Source organism: Nonomuraea sp. ZG12 (assembly GCF_052068115.1).
Classification (GTDB): Bacteria; Actinomycetota; Actinomycetes; order Streptosporangiales; family Streptosporangiaceae; genus Nonomuraea.
In genome coordinates this window covers 252,718-267,988 of record NZ_JBQHCW010000008.1, presented here as the reverse complement: position 1 = coordinate 267,988, position 15,271 = coordinate 252,718, and the positions used below count along the sequence as shown (strand labels likewise).

At 70.6% G+C, this 15,271-nt stretch carries 17 protein-coding genes; 10 read left to right on the top strand and 7 right to left on the bottom strand.

What is annotated here, in order from left to right; all coding sequences use genetic code 11:
• Nucleotides 1-445: 445 nt before the first annotated feature.
• A complete protein-coding gene (locus tag ACTMTF_RS23995) occupies nt 446-1,063 on the bottom strand; it encodes an ATP-dependent Clp protease proteolytic subunit (protein ID WP_441112683.1) in 618 nt (205 codons plus the stop codon).
• Between the two features lies 1 nt (nt 1,064).
• On the bottom strand, nt 1,065-1,628 hold the full coding sequence (locus tag ACTMTF_RS23990) for a ClpP family protease (protein ID WP_441112682.1): 564 nt from the start codon (nt 1,626-1,628) through the stop codon (nt 1,065-1,067).
• A gap of 143 nt (nt 1,629-1,771) precedes the next feature.
• Here ACTMTF_RS23990 and ACTMTF_RS23985 point away from each other — a divergent pair, with 143 nt between their 5' ends.
• Both ACTMTF_RS23985 and ACTMTF_RS23980 read left to right on the top strand, forming a co-directional pair.
• Nucleotides 1,772-3,124, top strand: coding sequence for a sensor histidine kinase (locus tag ACTMTF_RS23985; RefSeq protein WP_441112681.1), 1,353 nt, complete (start codon nt 1,772-1,774; stop codon nt 3,122-3,124).
• Nucleotides 3,121-3,759: a response regulator gene (locus ACTMTF_RS23980; RefSeq protein WP_397013051.1), complete on the top strand. Its 639-nt coding sequence runs from the start codon at nt 3,121-3,123 to the stop codon at nt 3,757-3,759. The genes ACTMTF_RS23985 and ACTMTF_RS23980 overlap by 4 nt, the downstream gene beginning before the upstream one ends.
• 60 nt (nt 3,760-3,819) lie before the next feature.
• On the opposite strand, the gene ACTMTF_RS23975 is transcribed toward ACTMTF_RS23980, so the two are convergent.
• Together ACTMTF_RS23975 and ACTMTF_RS23970 are read right to left on the bottom strand one after the other, a co-directional pair.
• Nucleotides 3,820-4,668: a DUF2268 domain-containing protein gene (locus tag ACTMTF_RS23975; RefSeq protein WP_441112680.1), complete on the bottom strand. Its 849-nt coding sequence runs from the start codon at nt 4,666-4,668 to the stop codon at nt 3,820-3,822.
• A 39-nt stretch (nt 4,669-4,707) separates the two neighbouring features.
• Nucleotides 4,708-5,478 (bottom strand): hypothetical protein, encoded by a 771-nt coding sequence (locus tag ACTMTF_RS23970; RefSeq protein ID WP_441112679.1) that lies wholly within the window; start codon nt 5,476-5,478, stop codon nt 4,708-4,710.
• A gap of 55 nt (nt 5,479-5,533) precedes the next feature.
• On the opposite strand from ACTMTF_RS23970, the gene ACTMTF_RS23965 reads away from it, so the two are divergent.
• The 8 genes from ACTMTF_RS23965 (at nt 5,534) to ACTMTF_RS23930 (ending at nt 12,353) form a co-directional block, all read left to right on the top strand.
• Nucleotides 5,534-6,535 carry an AAA family ATPase gene (locus tag ACTMTF_RS23965; protein ID WP_397013057.1) on the top strand — a complete coding sequence of 334 codons (1,002 nt, stop codon included), beginning with the start codon at nt 5,534-5,536 and terminating at the stop codon, nt 6,533-6,535.
• Between the two features lie 7 nt (nt 6,536-6,542).
• On the top strand, nt 6,543-7,478 hold the full coding sequence (locus ACTMTF_RS23960; protein WP_397013059.1) for a DUF58 domain-containing protein: 936 nt from the start codon (nt 6,543-6,545) through the stop codon (nt 7,476-7,478).
• Nucleotides 7,475-8,422: a VWA domain-containing protein gene (locus ACTMTF_RS23955; protein ID WP_441112678.1), complete on the top strand. Its 948-nt coding sequence runs from the start codon at nt 7,475-7,477 to the stop codon at nt 8,420-8,422. Before ACTMTF_RS23960 ends, ACTMTF_RS23955 begins: the two co-directional genes overlap by 4 nt.
• Nucleotides 8,423-8,433: 11 nt before the next feature.
• On the top strand, nt 8,434-9,024 hold the full coding sequence (locus tag ACTMTF_RS23950; RefSeq protein WP_397013063.1) for a class I SAM-dependent methyltransferase: 591 nt from the start codon (nt 8,434-8,436) through the stop codon (nt 9,022-9,024).
• Entirely contained in the window at nt 9,021-9,560 is a 540-nt protein-coding gene (locus ACTMTF_RS23945) for a TrmH family RNA methyltransferase (RefSeq protein ID WP_397013065.1), read from the top strand. Before ACTMTF_RS23950 ends, ACTMTF_RS23945 begins: the two co-directional genes overlap by 4 nt.
• A 36-nt stretch (nt 9,561-9,596) precedes the next feature.
• Nucleotides 9,597-10,397, top strand: a complete 801-nt coding sequence (locus ACTMTF_RS23940) for a glycerophosphodiester phosphodiesterase family protein (protein WP_441112677.1) — start codon at nt 9,597-9,599, stop codon at nt 10,395-10,397.
• 14 nt (nt 10,398-10,411) lie between these two features.
• Entirely contained in the window at nt 10,412-11,848 is a 1,437-nt protein-coding gene (locus ACTMTF_RS23935; RefSeq protein WP_441112676.1) for an MFS transporter, read from the top strand.
• A gap of 160 nt (nt 11,849-12,008) precedes the next feature.
• Nucleotides 12,009-12,353 (top strand): RNA polymerase-binding protein RbpA, encoded by a 345-nt coding sequence (locus ACTMTF_RS23930; protein ID WP_189140545.1) that lies wholly within the window; start codon nt 12,009-12,011, stop codon nt 12,351-12,353.
• Nucleotides 12,354-12,478: 125 nt separating this feature from the next.
• On the opposite strand, the gene ACTMTF_RS23925 is transcribed toward ACTMTF_RS23930, so the two are convergent.
• From ACTMTF_RS23925 to ACTMTF_RS23915, 3 genes are all read right to left on the bottom strand, one after another.
• Entirely contained in the window at nt 12,479-13,855 is a 1,377-nt protein-coding gene (locus tag ACTMTF_RS23925; protein WP_441112675.1) for a serine hydrolase domain-containing protein, read from the bottom strand.
• A 100-nt stretch (nt 13,856-13,955) separates the two neighbouring features.
• Complete coding sequence (locus tag ACTMTF_RS23920; protein ID WP_441112674.1) at nt 13,956-14,453, bottom strand: FxsA family protein; 498 nt, start codon at nt 14,451-14,453, stop codon at nt 13,956-13,958.
• 74 nt (nt 14,454-14,527) lie between these two features.
• Nucleotides 14,528-15,271 (bottom strand): polyprenol monophosphomannose synthase, encoded by a 744-nt coding sequence (locus ACTMTF_RS23915; RefSeq protein WP_441112673.1) that lies wholly within the window; start codon nt 15,269-15,271, stop codon nt 14,528-14,530.

Sequence of the window (15,271 nt, the reverse complement as noted above, 5' to 3'; positions counted from 1 at the left end):
AGAGCACGTTCACATTCGCCGATTGTCTCGACGAACCGGAGGACAAGGCCCTCCATGTCACTAGAAACCTCGGGCGCCCCGAAGTCTCCGAAGCCTAGACCCCCAGCTCAGCGCCTCGGACAGCAGCGGGACCCCCTCCTTCGGAGCACCTAACGTTCTTCTGAACTCAGGGCGTCTTTCGGTACCCGCTCTGGGGCTGGGGAGCTCTGGGGTCTGAGGGAGCTGGGGGTCGGGGGAGCCCTGAGGTGTTGGAGAGAAGGGTCCTGGGGGTGGTCCAGGGTTCCGGAACGCCTGGAGCGTCCAGGGCTTCCTGGGGGGTCAAGGTTCCGGGGTATCGGGGTTTCGTTGGTGGGGCGGGTTTTGGGGTGTCCGAGATGTTCGGAGGCGTTTTGAGGGAGGGCGTCGGCGTCTGGGGGCTCACCGGTTTGTGGAGTTGGGTGAGGGGTCAGTGGGTGGTGGTCAGGGTGCGTTTTCTGGAGGCGTAGATGTCGTCGATCAGGTGGTAGGTGCGGGCCTGCTCTGCCGTGAAGATGCGGTCTCGTTCGATGTCCTTGCGGATCTCCAGTGGGGTCCGGCCGGTGTGTCTGGCCAGGATCTCCTCCTGCTGGTCGCGCATGCGGAGGATCTCTCTGGCGTGGATCTCCAGGTCGCTGGACTGGCCGCGGCCGCCTTCGGTGGCGGGCTGGTGGAGGAGGATGCGGGCGTGGGGCAGGGCGGCGCGTTTGCCGGGGGTGCCCGCCGACAGCAGGACCGCCGCCGCCGAGGCCGCTTCGCCGATGCAGACGGTGTGGATGTCCGGCCGGATGAACTGCATCGTGTCGTAGATGGCCGTCATCGCGGTGAACGATCCGCCGGGCGAGTTGATGTAGAGGTTGATGTCCTGGTCGGGGTCGATCGACTCCAGGGTGAGCAGCTGCGCCATCACGTCGTTGGCTGAGGTGTCGTCGATGGGGGTGCCGATGAAGATGACCCGGTCCTCGAAGAGCTTGTTGTACGGGTTCATCTCCTTGATGCCGTAGGAGGTGCGCTCGGTGAAGGAGGGCAGCACGTAACGTCCGCTCATGTCAGTTCATCCCTTCGGCGATGTGGTCGACGAAGCCGTACTCCAGCGCCTCCCGGGCGGTGAACCAGCGGTCCCGGTCGGAGTCGGCCTGGATGCGCTCCAGCGGCTGGCCGGTGTGGTGGGCGATGAGCTCGGCCATCAGGCGCTTGGTGTAGAGGAGGTTTTCGGCCTGGATCTGGATGTCGGTGGCCGAGCCGCCGATGCCGCCGAGCGGCTGGTGCATCACGACCCGGGCATGGGGCAGGGCGTAGCGCTTGCCGGGAGCACCGGAGCAGAGCAGGAACTGGCCCATGGACGCGGCGAAGCCCATCGCGACCGTCGCCACGTCGCAGGGAATGAACTGCATCATGTCGTACAGCGCCATCCCGGCGGACACGGAACCGCCCGGGGAATTGATGTAGAGAGTTATGTCCGCCTTAGGATTCTCGGCCGCCAGCAAAAGGAGCTCGCCGCACAGCTTGTTGCAAATGTCGTCGTCGACCTCCTGGCCGAGAACGAGGATGCGCTGCTGCAGCAGGCGCTGACTGAGCTGGTCAGGCCACTGCGGGCGCAGAGTCTCCGTCATGGGCATCGCCTTTCCGTGGAATCAATTACACCGATGACGCTAGCCCCGGACGTCGCGCATAAAGGAATCTTTTCGCTGGCGGCGCATTTCTCTCAAGGCGCATTACTCCATGAGCGAATTAAGGTCGACATACAATCACTGCTGTGAGATGGAACCTCTTGCTGGCCCGGCGCTGGGCATGCCTGATCCTGGGCGGAGCCCTGTTGATGCCGTACATGATGGCGGGGGTTCTCATCTCCGGGCTGGCGCAGGGCGAGGCGGCCAACCTGCTGTTGCCCGCGCAGATCGGCGTCTTCGGCGCGGTGCTGCCCGTGGTCGCGCTCACCGGGCTGTTCCTGCCGGTGCGCTCGCTGGAGGTGAACGCCGCCCAGGGATTGTTGGGCGCCCGTGTGGAGTTCGCGTCCGGGCCCGCGCACGGTCGCCGGTCGTGGCAGGAGCGGCGGCGCACGGCCGCCTGGTTCACGCTGCACCTGGCGATCGGCGGTCTGGTCAGCGGGTTCACGCTGGCGGTGGTGCCGTTCACCCTGTTCTCCCTCTCGCTGCCGTTCGTCAGCCTGTCGACGGAGGTGCTGGGCCTGGCGGTGGAGCCCGGCTGGCCCGGGGTCGGCTGGGCGCTGTTCGGGCTGGTGATGCTCGGGCTGCTGGTCGTGGTGGCGGCCGGAGCGGGGGCGCTGCTGGCCCGGCTCGCTCCCGCACTGCTCGGCCCCACGCCCGCCGAGCGGCTCGCCGCCGCCGAGGAGCACGCCCGCACCCTGGCCGAGCGCAACCGGCTGGCACGGGAGCTGCACGACTCGGTGGGTCACGCGCTCAGCGTCGTCACCCTGCAGGCCGCCGCCGCGAGCCGGGTCCTCGACCGAGACCCGGCCACGGCGAGAACCGCCCTGGCGGCGATCGAGCAGTCCGCCCGCGCCGCCCTGGAGGATCTCGACCACGTCCTGGGCGTCCTGCGTGCGGGCGAGGATCGAGACGGGGACGTGCGAGGCGAAGGCGGGAAGCGGGGTGGCTCCCCTACCGCCGAAGACCGTTCATCAGGTGCTCCCGAAGAGGGCCGTGGAGGCCGGGGCAGCGGCGAGCCGGTGTCACGGGGCAGGTCGCCGCAGGCGACGCTGGCCGATCTCGACGCGCTCGTCGCCGCATCGGGCGCCGAGGTGCGGCGGGAGGTGAGCGACCTGTCCGGCGTCCCCGCCATGGTCTCCAGGGAGGCCTACCGCATCGTCCAGGAGGCACTCACCAACGCGATCAAACACGGTCAAGGTCCGGTGGACCTGACGGCCGGCGTACGAGAGGACGTGCTGGACCTCCAGGTCACCAACGCGACAGGCCGCTCCGCTGAAGACGGCGCCGAGCATGACGGCGGGGGCCGCGAGCTCAGGGGTGGCAGGGGGATCACCGGGATGGCGGAGCGGGTGCGGCTGCTGCGCGGTGAGCTGGACGCCGGCCCGGTGGAGGGTGGCTGGAGGGTGTCGGTGCGCCTGCCGCTACGGTCGCTGTCATGACAATCAGGGTCGTGATCGCCGACGACGAGGACCTCATCCGCACCGGTCTGCGCATCATCATCGACTCCGAGCCCGGCCTGAGCGTGGTCGGCGAGGCCGCTGACGGCGCGGCGGTGCTGCCGGTGGTGCGCCGCGAGCGGCCCGACGTGGTGCTGATGGACGTACGGATGCCGGCGGTGGACGGCATCCAGGCCACCAGCCGCCTCATGGAGCTGGAGGCGCCGCCGAAGGTGCTGGTGGTGACCACGTTCGAGAACGACGACTACGTCTACGACGCGCTCCGGGCGGGCGCCGACGGGTTCCTGCTCAAGCGCACCCGGCCGGACGAGCTGGTGCGGGCCGTCAAGCTGGTGGCCGCCGGCGAGTCGCTCCTGTTCCCGGCCGCGATCCGCACGCTCGCCGGCCGCCGGCCCGTCGCCGAGGTGCCCGGCATCGGCCGGCTGACCGGCCGCGAGGGTGACGTGCTGCGCCTGATGACCAAGGGGCTGTCCAACGGCGAGATCGCCGCCGAGCTGGTGGTCAGCCCGGAGACCGTCAAGACGCACGTCGGGAACGTGCTCACCAAGCTGGGCGCCCGCGACCGCACCCAGGCGGTCATCGCCGCTTACGAGTCCGGCTTCGTCTCACCTCGCTGACGTCCCGGGGGGCGATCCGTACAGGGGGTACGCGATCCGTACGAGCCGGAAAGCCCGCGACTACCTCCGCACGAGCTCCGCGACCGGCAGTCCCGTGGCCTGTGCCGCCGTCATGCCGGTGGCCGCGAGATGCTCCTCCACCAGGCGCAACCCCACCGCATATCCCGACATATCCGGAATGCCGCGCGGCTCTTGGCCGAACAGCCGCATCGCGCTGTCCCCCAGCACGTACGCGGACGTGTGCTGCATGCCCGCCAGCTCGAAGTCCGCCATGATCAGCTCGTAGGCCCGGTCGTACTCCTCCCCCCGCACCATGCCCGACCAGGGTCCCATGGCCTCCGGCCCGGACAACTCCCTGACGAAGGCCTCCGCCAGCCCTTCCGCCACGACGTGCTCGCCGACCGTCACGGTCGCCGGGTTCCACTCGACGTTGGTGTAGCGCACGTTGTGGTGGAACTCGTGCACGGCCAGGTGCGCGATCCGGCCGATGATCTCCTCGTCGGGCCAGGCCAGCAGGTACAGCCAGCCGGGCGCGCCGCCCATGCCGTAGTAGCCGCCGCTGACCTTCATCAGGTGCTCGTCGTCCGGGTTCCCGAGCACGAACATCACCTGCAGCGTCTCGGCCTGCTTCAGGTGGCTCAAGGCGCCGGCGGCGCGGGTCAGCTCCCGTTCGACCTGCCCGAGCACGTCGGCGGCGGCCAGCCGCTGGACGGCGTCGAGGTAGCGCGGGTCGTCGGCGTCGACGCGGAAGCCGCCGCCCTGGTGGTGGATGTCGACGATGTCCCCCGGCATCGGGACGGCGGAGCGGATCGGCGCGAGCAGCTCGCGGAGCGCGTCGGGCCGCCGATCCAGCGGCTGCCGCAGCAGTCCGGCCATGGCGGCGACGGTGTCGTGAACGATGAATCTCATGCCGTGGACGCTAGAGCCTCACGTCACGGGAGGCTCAACTCACAATTGCGGCTCCTGCGGCGGCTGATCCCCCGGCGACCGTCCGGGCGTCGGCTCGCCACTGCGCGGGGGCGACGGGGACGGCGACGGCTCCTGCGGGTAGGGCGTGGTGGGGATCGGCGGCGGGGTCGGCAGGAAGACCGTCGGCGGCAGCTGCCTGGGCATCGGATCGCTGCCGGACCTGCCCAGGAGCATCAGCAGCACGATCGTCACCAGGAGCAGCAGCAGCGCCAGGAGCACGGCCGTGGCGATCAGCACCCGCCGCCGCGTCTCGGTGAGCGGCCGGCGGCGCACCGGCGGCGCGAGCGCGGGAGCCCGGTCGGTCAGCCAGTAAGGGACGAAGTCGGGGCCGTGCGCGACGCCGATGAGCGTCCCGCCGACCATCACCGGCTCCAGGAACCGCTCGGCGCCCGGCCTGCCCGGCACGTACGCGACCGCGACCCAGGGCGCGTGCCCGGTGTTCATGTCGAGCACCGGCGGCGCGTCCTCGGTGACGGTCGCCCGCGTCCTCGCGCCCAGCCCGAGCCAGCTCCGCACGCCCGACCGGTCCCCCGCCGGCGCCGCCTCGCGCAGCGCGGTCACGAACCGCTCGCGGGCGGCCGCGTCGATCGCCGCCCCCCGGGTCAGTACGGCCAGCGAGACCGCACGCCCGTCGGCCGCCTGGCCGAGATAGACGAACCCCGCCGGGGCCGATTGCAGGCGGGCCTGCACCACGAACGGCCCCAGCCGTGGCGGATCACCGTACTGCAGCGGACTAGCCACATCTGCCATGAAAGCACAGACGTGGCGTCGTGCACGTTTGCGGCACGTTTGGTGGAATAGCGTCATGAGCGTCGCCGAAGAGCAGCCAGGCGGAACGGACGCGGCTCTGCTGCGTCAAACCCTCGACGAGGTACGGCGTGTCATCGTGGGGCAGGACCACATGGTGGAGAGATTGGTCGTCGCCCTGCTGGCGCGCGGCCACTGCCTGCTGGAGGGGGTGCCCGGTGTGGCCAAGACGCTGGCCGCCGCCACCTTGGCCACGGTCGTGGGCGGCACGTTCGCCCGCATCCAGTTCACCCCCGACCTGGTGCCCAGCGACATCGTCGGCACCCGTGTCTTCCATCCCTCCACCGAGAAGTTCGACGTCGAGCTGGGCCCGGTGTTCGTCAACTTCCTGCTCGCCGACGAGATCAACCGCGCCCCGGCCAAGGTGCAGTCGGCGCTCCTGGAGGTCATGGCCGAGCGTCAGGTCACGCTCGCGGGTGTCACCCACCCGCTGCCCAGGCCGTTCATCGTGCTGGCCACCCAGAACCCGATCGAGTCCGAGGGCGTCTACCCGCTGCCGGAGGTGCAGCGCGACCGGTTCCTGTTCCGGGTCCGGGTGCCCCATCCGAGCGCGCACGAGGAGCTGGAGATCCTGCACCGGATGAGCGTCACCCCGCCCACGCCCGCGCGGGTGCTCGACCCGCAGCAGCTGATGGCGCTGCAGGCGGCGGCCGAACAGGTCTCGGTGCACCAACTCGTCGCCGACTACGTGGTCCGCCTGGTCATGTCCACCCGCGCCCCCGCCGAGTACGGCCTGGCCGACCTGACCGACACGATCGAGATCGGCGTCAGCCCGCGCGCCACCCTGGGCCTGGTCGCGGCCGGGCGCGCGCTGGCCGTGCTGCGCGGCCGCGACTATCTGCTGCCCGACGACGTGCGCGACGTGGCCGTGGACGTGATGGCGCACCGCCTGATGCTCACCTTCGACGCGCTGGCCGACGGCGTCGATCCCGAGCAGGTCGTCAAGCAGATCCTGCACGCCGTGCCGCCGCCCCTCGTCGTCTGGAACCAGAACCGGTGAGCGACCTATGAATACCGCCGAGCAGGCACTGCGCCGGCTGGAGCTCACGGTGACCAGGCGGCTGGACGGCCTGCTGCACGGCGCGCACCAGGGCCTGCTGCCCGGCACCGGCAGCGAGGCCGGCGACAGCCGCGTCTACGTGCCCGGCGAGGACGACGTGCGCCGCATGGACTGGGCGGTCACCGCGCGCACGACCGTGCCGCACGTCCGCGACCTGATCGCCGACCGCGAGCTGGAGACGTGGGCGCTGGCCGACCTGTCGCCCAGCATGGACTTCGGCACCGCCGACACCGACAAGCGGGATCTGGTGGTGGCCGCGGTCGGCGCGATCGGCTTCCTGTCCAGCAGGATGGGCGACCGGTTCGGGGCGCTGGTGCTGCACGACGAGTTCCTGCACCGCATGCCGGCCCGCACCGGCAGGCCCGCGCTGTACGGGCTGCTGCACTCGCTGATGGACGCGCCGCGCGGCCAGGTGGTGCCCGACCCGCCCGACCTGGCCGAGGGCATCGACGTGCTGTCGGCCTCGCGCAGGCGGCGCGGCATGCGGGTGGTGGTGTCCGACTTCCTCGACGCGGAACCGAGCCTGGACCCGGAGGTGGAGCGCCCCTGGGAGCGGCCGATCAGGCGGCTGGCCGCCCGTCACCAGGTGCTGGCGGTGGAGGTGATCGACCCGCGCGAGCTGGAGTTGCCGGACGTGGGCCGCGTCGCGTTCGCCGACCCCGAGACCGGGAAAGTACGCGAAGTGCACCTTTCACCCAAAATCCGCCACGCGTACGCCGAGGCCGCCGCCCTGCAGCGGGACGGCACCCGGATCGCCCTCCGCCGTGCCGGCGTGGCCCACCTCGTGCTCCGCACGGACCGGGACTGGGTGTTCGACATCGCGCAGTTCGTCATGCGCCAGCGGCGCACCCGCCACCTGGCACACCGGAAGGTGACCTCTTGACTTTTCTGTCGCCTGGCTGGCTCTGGCTGTTCGCCCTGATGGCGTTGCTCCTGGCCGGATATGTCGCGGCGCAGTTCGCGCGGCGCCGCTACACCGTGCGCTTCACCAACCTGGCCCTGCTCAACCTCGTCGCGCCGGCCGGCCCCGGCTGGCGGCGGCACGTGCCGCCGGTCCTGTTCCTGCTCATGATGTCACTGCTGGTCGTCGGCGCCGCCAGACCCGCCGACGAGGTACGCGTGCCGCGCGACCGGGCCACCATCATGATCGCCCTCGACGTGTCGCTGTCCATGGACGCGGCCGACGTCGAGCCCGACCGGATCAGCGCCGCCAAGGCCGCGGCCCAGGCGTTCGTCGAGGAGCTGCCGGACCGGTTCAACGTCGGCGTCGTCTCCTTCGCCCGCTCCGCCAACGTGGTCGTCTCCCCCACCACCGACCACCAGGCCGTGGCGACCGCGATCGGCAACCTGACCACCCGGCCCGGCACCGCGATCGGCGAGGCGGTCTTCAACTCGCTCGACTCGGTGCGCTCCTTCGACCAGGACGCCGCCACCGACCCGCCGCCGGCCGCCATCGTGCTGCTGTCCGACGGCGACAACACCTCCGGCCGCTCGGTCAAGGAGGCCACCGACGCGGCCCAGCAGGCGAGCGTGCCGGTCAACACGATCGCGTACGGCACCCAGGAGGGGACGGTCTCCATCGACGGCCGGCCGGTGAACGTACCGGTCAACAAGCAGACCCTGCAGGCCCTGTCCGACGGCACCAGCGGCCGCGCCTACAGCGCCGAGTCGGGCAGCGAGCTGCGCGACGTCTACGAGCAGATCGGCACCTCGCTCGGGTTCAAGCTGGTCAACCAGGAGATCACCCAGCAGTTCATCGTGGCCGCGATCATCCTGGGCCTGCTGGTCGCGGGCGCCGCGGTCCTGTTCGGTACGCGTATCCCGTAACGTTTTCCCACGTGGCCCATTACTTCTCCGAGGACCCGGCGACCGCGAGCCGCCCCGGCTCGGTCGACCTGGTCCTGCCCGACCTGCACCTGCGGCTGGAGACCGACAGGGGCGTGTTCTCGCCCGAGCGGGTCGATCTCGGCACCCGGGTGCTGCTGGAGACGGTGCCGCCGCCGCCCCAGCACGGCGACCTGCTCGACCTGGGCTGCGGTTACGGCCCGATCGCGCTGACCATGGCGACGCGGGCCCCCGAGGCGACCGTCTGGGCCGTGGACGTCAACCGCCGCAGCGTGGAGCTGACTGAGCGCAACGCACGGGCCGCCCGCCTTTACAAAGTACGGTCGGTGCATGTGGATGAGATGCCCCCCGACGTCACGTTCAAGGCCATCTGGTCCAACCCCGCCATCCGCATCGGCAAGGCGGCCCTGCACGACATGCTCACCAGGTGGCTGTCGCGGCTGACACCCGACGGCGTCGCCCACCTGGTCGTCCAGAAACATCTCGGCTCCGACTCCCTGCAGCGCTGGCTCGGCGAGCAGGGCTGGCAGGCCTCCCGCGAGGCCTCCCGGGCCGCCTACCGAATCCTGAAGGTGCACCGATGAGAAGGCAACTGCGCCCCACCGACGTCAAGCGGCTCAACCGCACCTGGCGCAGGAACACCGGGAACAGGCTCGCGCTGATCCTGGAGTCGGTCACCGGCCCGTTCAACGTCGGCTCGATCTTCCGCAGCGCCGCCGCGTTCGGCGTCGACACGATCTGGCTGGCCGGCAACGCCACCCCGCCGACCAACCCGAAGGCGGGCAAGACCGCGCTCGGCACCGAGCGCCTGGTCACCTGGCACGACGCGGTGCCCGCCACCGAGGCCGTCAAGGCCGCCAGGGACGACGGCTACACCGTGCTGGCCATCGAGCTCACCGGCGACGCCGTCCCGCTGCACCGCGCGGACCTGGCCCGCGACGTGTGCCTGGTGGTCGGCAGCGAGGACCACGGCTGCTCCCCCGCCCTGCTGGACGCCTCCGACGGCGTCTGCTATATCCCACAGGTCGGGCGGGTCGGCTCGTTCAACGTCTCGGTGGCGGCGGCCATCGCGCTCGCCGAGGCCCGCCGTCAGGAATGGCAGAATCTCCCTGATTCGTAACCTCATTGTTCACCCGCGAAAGGCATACTGCAGACCGTGCTCAGCCGTCGATTCTCCTTTCTCGACCACCCGGGCCCGCTCGCCTTCGCCCACCGCGGCGGCGCCGCCGAAGGCGCCGAGAACTCGGCGGCGGCGTTCGAGCGGGCCGTGCGACTCGGCTACACCCACCTGGAGACCGACGCGCACGCCACCGCCGACGGGGTGCTGCTCGCCTTCCACGACCACACCCTGGACCGGGTGACCGATCGCCGCGGCCGCATCTCCGAGCTGCCCTACAGCGCGGTCAAGCGGGCCCGCATCGGCGGCACGCACGAGATCCCGCTGCTGGAGGACCTGCTCGGCACCTGGCCGGACATCCGCTTCAACATCGATGTCAAGGAGGCCGCCGCCATCGCGCCGCTGGCCGAGGCGGTCAGGCGCACCGACTCCTACGACCGGATCTGCCTGACCTCCTTCTCCGACGAGCGCCTGGTGCTGGCCAGGGCGGCGCTCGGCCGCGAGGTCTGCTCGGCGCTCGGCCCGCGCGGCGTCGCCACCCTGCGCGCCGCCGCCACCACCTCCGGCTACGGCCGCCTGCTGGCCCGCCTGTCCCGGGCGGGCATCCCGTGCGCCCAGGTCCCGATGGGCTTCCGCGGGCTGCGCGTGACCACCCGGCGCCTGGTCCGCACGGCGCACGCCGTCGGCATGCAGGTGCACGTCTGGACGATCAACGACGCCGCGCAGATGGAGCAGCTGCTCGATCTGGGCGTCGACGGCATCATGACCGACAACATCACCGGGCTGCGCGACGTGCTCGAGCGGCGCGACCAGTGGCATCCCGGCCGCATGGCCGCTTAGGAGCGACTCGACACATGCCCACCACCGCACCCCCCGCGGACCCCACCGCCGAATCCCCCGCGGCACGCAGGCGCGAGCAGCGTGGCTGGTATCTCTACGACTGGGCCAACTCCGCCTTCTACACCACCATCATCTCGGTCTTCCTCGGCCCGTACCTGATCCCGGTCGCCAAGACCGCGGCCTGCGCCAAGGACTTCCCGCAGATCGCGTCCGCGACCTGTGTGGCGGGCTTCGACGAGCTGGCCGTACAGAATCCCGGGCTCGGCTACGTCGACGTGCTCGGCATGGACATCAGGCCGGCCGCGTTCTTCGGGCTGATCACGACCGTGGCGGTGCTGGGGCAGATCCTCATCCTGCCGATCGTGGGCGCGCTGGCCGACCACATCGGCCGCAAGCGGGAGATGCTCGGCGTCTTCGCCTACGCGGGCGCGCTGGCGGCGATGGGCCTCTACTTCGTCGAGGGCGACCGCTACCTGCTCGGCGGGGTCCTGTTCGTCCTGGCCAACCTGGCCTACGGCGCCTCGATCGTGGTCTACGACTCGTTCCTGCCGCAGATCTCCACGCCGCAGGAGCGCGACCACGTCTCCTCGCGGGGCTGGGCCATCGGCTATCTGGGCGGCGGCCTGCTGCTGGCCCTCAACCTGGCGCTCTACCTCAACCACGAGGGTCTCGGCCTGACCGAGGGCGAGTCGGTGCGGATCAGCATGATGTCGGCGGGGCTGTGGTGGGCCACGTTCACGATCGTCCCGCTGCTGAGGCTGCGCAACCGGCCGGTCCCGGCGCACGAGCACACCACGCGGGCCGCGGTCGGCGGCAGCTTCCGCCAGCTCGGCCGCACGCTCAAGGGGCTGCGCCAGTATCCGCTGACGCTGCTGTTCCTGGTGGCCTACCTGGTCTACAACGACGGCATCCAGACCGTCATCGGCAACAGCGCGGCCTTCGCCTCGGAGGCGCTCAAGCTGGACCGGACGGTGCAGATCAGCGCGATCCTGATGGTGCAGTTCGTCGCCTTCTTCGGCGCGCTGCTGCTGGGCACGCTGGCCCGCCGGTTCGGCACCAAGCGCACGGTGCTGGCCAGCCTGGTGCTGTGGACGGTCATCGTGGTGATGGCGCTGTTCGTGCGCGAGGGCGACGCGCTGCAGTTCTATCTGATGGCCTTCGCCATCGCGATCGTGCTGGGCGGCAGCCAGGCGCTGTCGCGCTCGCTGTTCTCCCAGGTGATCCCGAAGGGCAAGGAGGCGGAGTACTTCAGCCTCCTGCAGATCAGCGACAAGGGCTCGGCCTTCATCGGCGCGCTCACCGTGACGATCGCGCTGCAGCTCACCAACAGCTATCGCATCGCGATTCTGTCGATGATCGTGTTCTTCGTGCTGGGCTTCGTCCTGCTGGCCCTGGTCAACCTGCCGAAGGCCATCCGCGCCGCGGGCAACGAGGTCCCCGAGGGGATCTGAGGCCGGGATCTCGACGCCTCAAGAGCCCCCGCCGTCCAACTGCTAGCCGGTAGCGCGATTGGATCACGCCGTGGATGGGAATCCCATCACGGTACCAAGCGTTACACACCGTGGGAGACAGACCCCCCACGCATGGGGGCCCTGTAGGAGGCATTTAAACATGGGCGAGCGCGCGCTTCGTGGCACCCGGCTCGGGGCAACCAGCTACGAGAACGACCGTAACACGGATCTGGCCCCCCGCCAGGAGGTGTCCTACACCTGCCCAAAGGGTCATCACTTCGACGTTCCGCTTGCCGCCGAGGCCGAGATCCCCGCTACCTGGGAGTGCCGCATGTGCGGCGCGACCGCGCTGCGGGTGGACGGCGAGCAGCCGGAGTCGAAGAAGACGAAGCCCCCGCGGACACACTGGGACATGCTTCTAGAGCGGAGGTCCATCGAGGACCTGGAAGAGGTGCTCAACGAGAGGCTGGCGGTCCTGAGGGCCCAGCGTCGCAAGAGCGCCTGACGACATCTCACGGTGAAAACCCCCGGGCCCATGGCCCGGGGGTTTCTCTCTGCCGTGACCACGTGCCGGTCGCCGGATGGGCGTCTCGGGTGAGGCGCGTGGGCGGCCCAGGTGGGACCGTTCGCTCAGCGTGCGGCCGGGGCCCGGCCGAAGAGCCGCCCGGCCAGGTCGACGCCCACGATCGCGCCGCCGTCGTCGCGGGTGAAGAAGCCGCGCTGCCCCTTCAGACCACCCTCGGTGATGATGTACTCCTCGCCGTCGCCGGCCAGGAAGCCCATGGTGGCCGGCGCGTGGTCCGGAGGCATCTCGGCCTCCGAGGCCTGGCGGATCTCCGGCTTGATCCCTACCTCCAGGGTGAGCCGGTGGCCGTCGGTAACGACGTCGAGGTTCATGGCGTCGATCTCGTAGCGGCCGGCGACCTCCCGCGCTCGCGCCTCGTCGTACGGGATCGGCTCGGGGTCCCGCTCGGCCACGCCCAGGTAGTGCTCCAGCGCCCAGCGGACGACGGCCTGGTTGAAGGGATAGCCGTTCGGGCCGGCGTTGGCCAGGGAGACGACGGCAAAGTCGTGTTCGGGCACGATGAGCAGTTCGGCGAACTGCCCGTTGCCCGATCCGCCGTGCCCGATGGTGCGGACGCCGTCCACCTCGCGCAGGAACCAGCAGATCCCGAAGGCGTCGCCGAGCGTGCTGGCCCGCAGCTCGACCGTCGGCTCCCGCATGCGCCGCAGCGCCCCGCCCGGCAGCGTCTCGTCCCCGGCGCCGAGGTGGAACCCGGCCCAGCGCAGCAGGTCGCTCACCGAGGACGCCAGGCCCCCGCCGGGGTTGTTGGCGCGCGAGCCGGCCCGCCACGACGTCCACGGCCGGGCGGACCGCGGTTCCCCGTCCTCGCCCGGGTTGTGGCCCACGGCGAACCTCCGGACCATCACCTCGTCCGGCTCGAAGAAGGTGTTCGACAGCCCGGCCGGCTCCAGGACCAGCGCGGCCACGGCCTTCTCGAAGGTCAGGCCGGTGACCTTCTCGATGACCCGCCCGGCCAGGTTGTAGCCGGCCTGGCTGTAGGAGGCCCGCGCCCCGGGCGGCGCGATCAGGCTGAGCCCGGCCATCCTCGCCACGAACCCCGGCAGGGAGTCGTCCTCCTCCCCGGTGTCGATCAGGTTCCAGTCGAGGCCGGCGGTGTGGTTGAGCAGGTTCAGCACAGTGATCCGCGCCGCGGCCCCCTCGTCGGCGAGCGTGAGCTCGGGAACGTACCGGCGCACCGGCGCGTCCAGATCCACCTTCCCCTCCGCGGCCAGGCGCATCAACGCGGTCGCCGTGAAGGTCTTGGTCACCGAGGCCAGGTGGAACAGCGTCCGCTCATCGACCGGCAGTGGAGTGTCCAGGCTCGTCACACCGTGGGACGCGTAGGTCTCCCGGCCGCCGGTCAGCACCCCGGCGGACACCCCCGGCACGCCGAACTCCCCGGCCGCCGCCGCCACGAAATCGGACAGCTTCTCCTGCGACATGAATGCCCGCCCTCCGCCACTTGAACTATGTACAAGTGGAGGCTACGCAGGTCTTGAACAATGTGCAAGTAGCCGCTTGAACTTTGATCAAGCAGGGCGGTCAGGCGTCGCGGTCCTCGCGGATGACCTCGCCGTGCACGACCCGGCCCTGCGGCGACTCCGCTCGCGCCGCGCCCGCGGGCGCCGCACCGGGCGCCGGGAAGAGGTTCGCGTACGGCGAGGCCGCCGCCATCCTCTTGACCCGCCGGTCGAAGAACCACATGCCGAGCCGCCGCATCGCCGGCCGGGTGAACGGCATGATGCACAGCAGACCCAGCACGTCACTGAAGAACCCGGGCGTCAGCAGCAGCACGCCGCCCACCAGGATCAGCCCGCCGTCGGCCAGCTCGCGGTCGGGCATCCGGCCCGCCTGCAGCGAGCTCTGCAGGTTGTTCCAGGCCCTGCGCCCCTCGCGGCGGACCAGCCAGGTGCCCAGCAGGCTGATGATGACCAGCAGGCCCACGGTCGGCCAGCCGCCGATCACCGTGCCCACCTGAATGAGCAGCCAGATCTCCAGCACGGGGATCAGCAGGAAGGCCAGGAAAAGCAGGAGCCGCATCGTCGCCTCGCTTCAGCATTCGTCTACATCAAGGACAACGCCCGGTGCGGCCGATGCGTTCCGGGGGACCGGGATCAGACCCGCCGTCTGCGCAGCCTGGCCGGCAGGCCGGTGATCCCCCACTGGGTAACGCGCCAGAACGCCTCGGCCATGACCCGGCCGCTCATCTTGCTGGTGCCCACGGTGCGCTCCACGAACGTGATCGGCACCTCGGCCACCCGCAGCCCGTGCCGGGCCGTACGCAGGGTGAGGTCGACCTGGAAGCAGTAGCCCTGCGACTCCACGTCGGCCAGGCCGACCTTCTCCAGGGTGGCCGCCGGGTAGGCGCGGAAGCCCGCCGTCGCGTCGCGGACCGGCAGGCCGAGCATGATCCGCGTGTAGAGGTTGGCGCCCCTGGACAGGAACTCCCGCGAGGCCGGCCAGTTGGTCACCCGGCCGCCGGGGACGTAGCGCGAGCCGATCGCCAGGTCGGCGCCGTCGACCAGGGCCGCGAGCAGCTTGTGCAGCTCCTCGGGCTGGTGCGAGCCGTCGGCGTCCATCTCCACCAGCACGTCGAAGCCCTCCGACAGGCCCCAGCGGAATCCGGCGATGTAGGCGGCGCCCAGCCCCTGCTTGGCGGGCCGGTGCAGGACGTGGACGTGATCGTCGCCGGCGGCGAGCGCATCGGCGATCTCGCCGGTGCCGTCGGGGCTGCTGTCATCGGCCACCAGCAGGTGCGCCTCCGGCAGCGCGGCCCGCAACCGCTCGGCGATCTTCGGCAGGTTGTCGCGCTCGTTGTAGGTCGGGACGACGACCAGCACCCGCCCAAGAGTCTCCAT

Excerpts from the sequence above, each read along its gene's own strand:
- ACTMTF_RS23995 (WP_441112683.1), bottom strand. The coding sequence starts at position 1,063 with ATGAGCGGACGTTACGTGCTGCCCTCCTTCACCGAGCGCACCTCCTAC.
- ACTMTF_RS23990 (WP_441112682.1), bottom strand. The coding sequence starts at position 1,628 with ATGACGGAGACTCTGCGCCCGCAGTGGCCTGACCAGCTCAGTCAGCGC.
- ACTMTF_RS23980 (WP_397013051.1), top strand. The coding sequence starts at position 3,121 with ATGACAATCAGGGTCGTGATCGCCGACGACGAGGACCTCATCCGCACC.
- ACTMTF_RS23975 (WP_441112680.1), bottom strand. The coding sequence starts at position 4,668 with ATGAGATTCATCGTTCACGACACCGTCGCCGCCATGGCCGGACTGCTG.
- ACTMTF_RS23970 (WP_441112679.1), bottom strand. The coding sequence starts at position 5,478 with ATGGCAGATGTGGCTAGTCCGCTGCAGTACGGTGATCCGCCACGGCTG.
- ACTMTF_RS23965 (WP_397013057.1), top strand. The coding sequence starts at position 5,534 with ATGAGCGTCGCCGAAGAGCAGCCAGGCGGAACGGACGCGGCTCTGCTG.
- ACTMTF_RS23960 (WP_397013059.1), top strand. The coding sequence starts at position 6,543 with ATGAATACCGCCGAGCAGGCACTGCGCCGGCTGGAGCTCACGGTGACC.
- ACTMTF_RS23945 (WP_397013065.1), top strand. The coding sequence starts at position 9,021 with ATGAGAAGGCAACTGCGCCCCACCGACGTCAAGCGGCTCAACCGCACC.
- ACTMTF_RS23935 (WP_441112676.1), top strand. The coding sequence starts at position 10,412 with ATGCCCACCACCGCACCCCCCGCGGACCCCACCGCCGAATCCCCCGCG.
- ACTMTF_RS23930 (WP_189140545.1), top strand. The coding sequence starts at position 12,009 with ATGGGCGAGCGCGCGCTTCGTGGCACCCGGCTCGGGGCAACCAGCTAC.
- ACTMTF_RS23925 (WP_441112675.1), bottom strand. The coding sequence starts at position 13,855 with ATGTCGCAGGAGAAGCTGTCCGATTTCGTGGCGGCGGCGGCCGGGGAG.
- ACTMTF_RS23920 (WP_441112674.1), bottom strand. The coding sequence starts at position 14,453 with ATGCGGCTCCTGCTTTTCCTGGCCTTCCTGCTGATCCCCGTGCTGGAG.
- ACTMTF_RS23915 (WP_441112673.1), bottom strand. The coding sequence starts at position 15,271 with ATGGAGACTCTTGGGCGGGTGCTGGTCGTCGTCCCGACCTACAACGAG.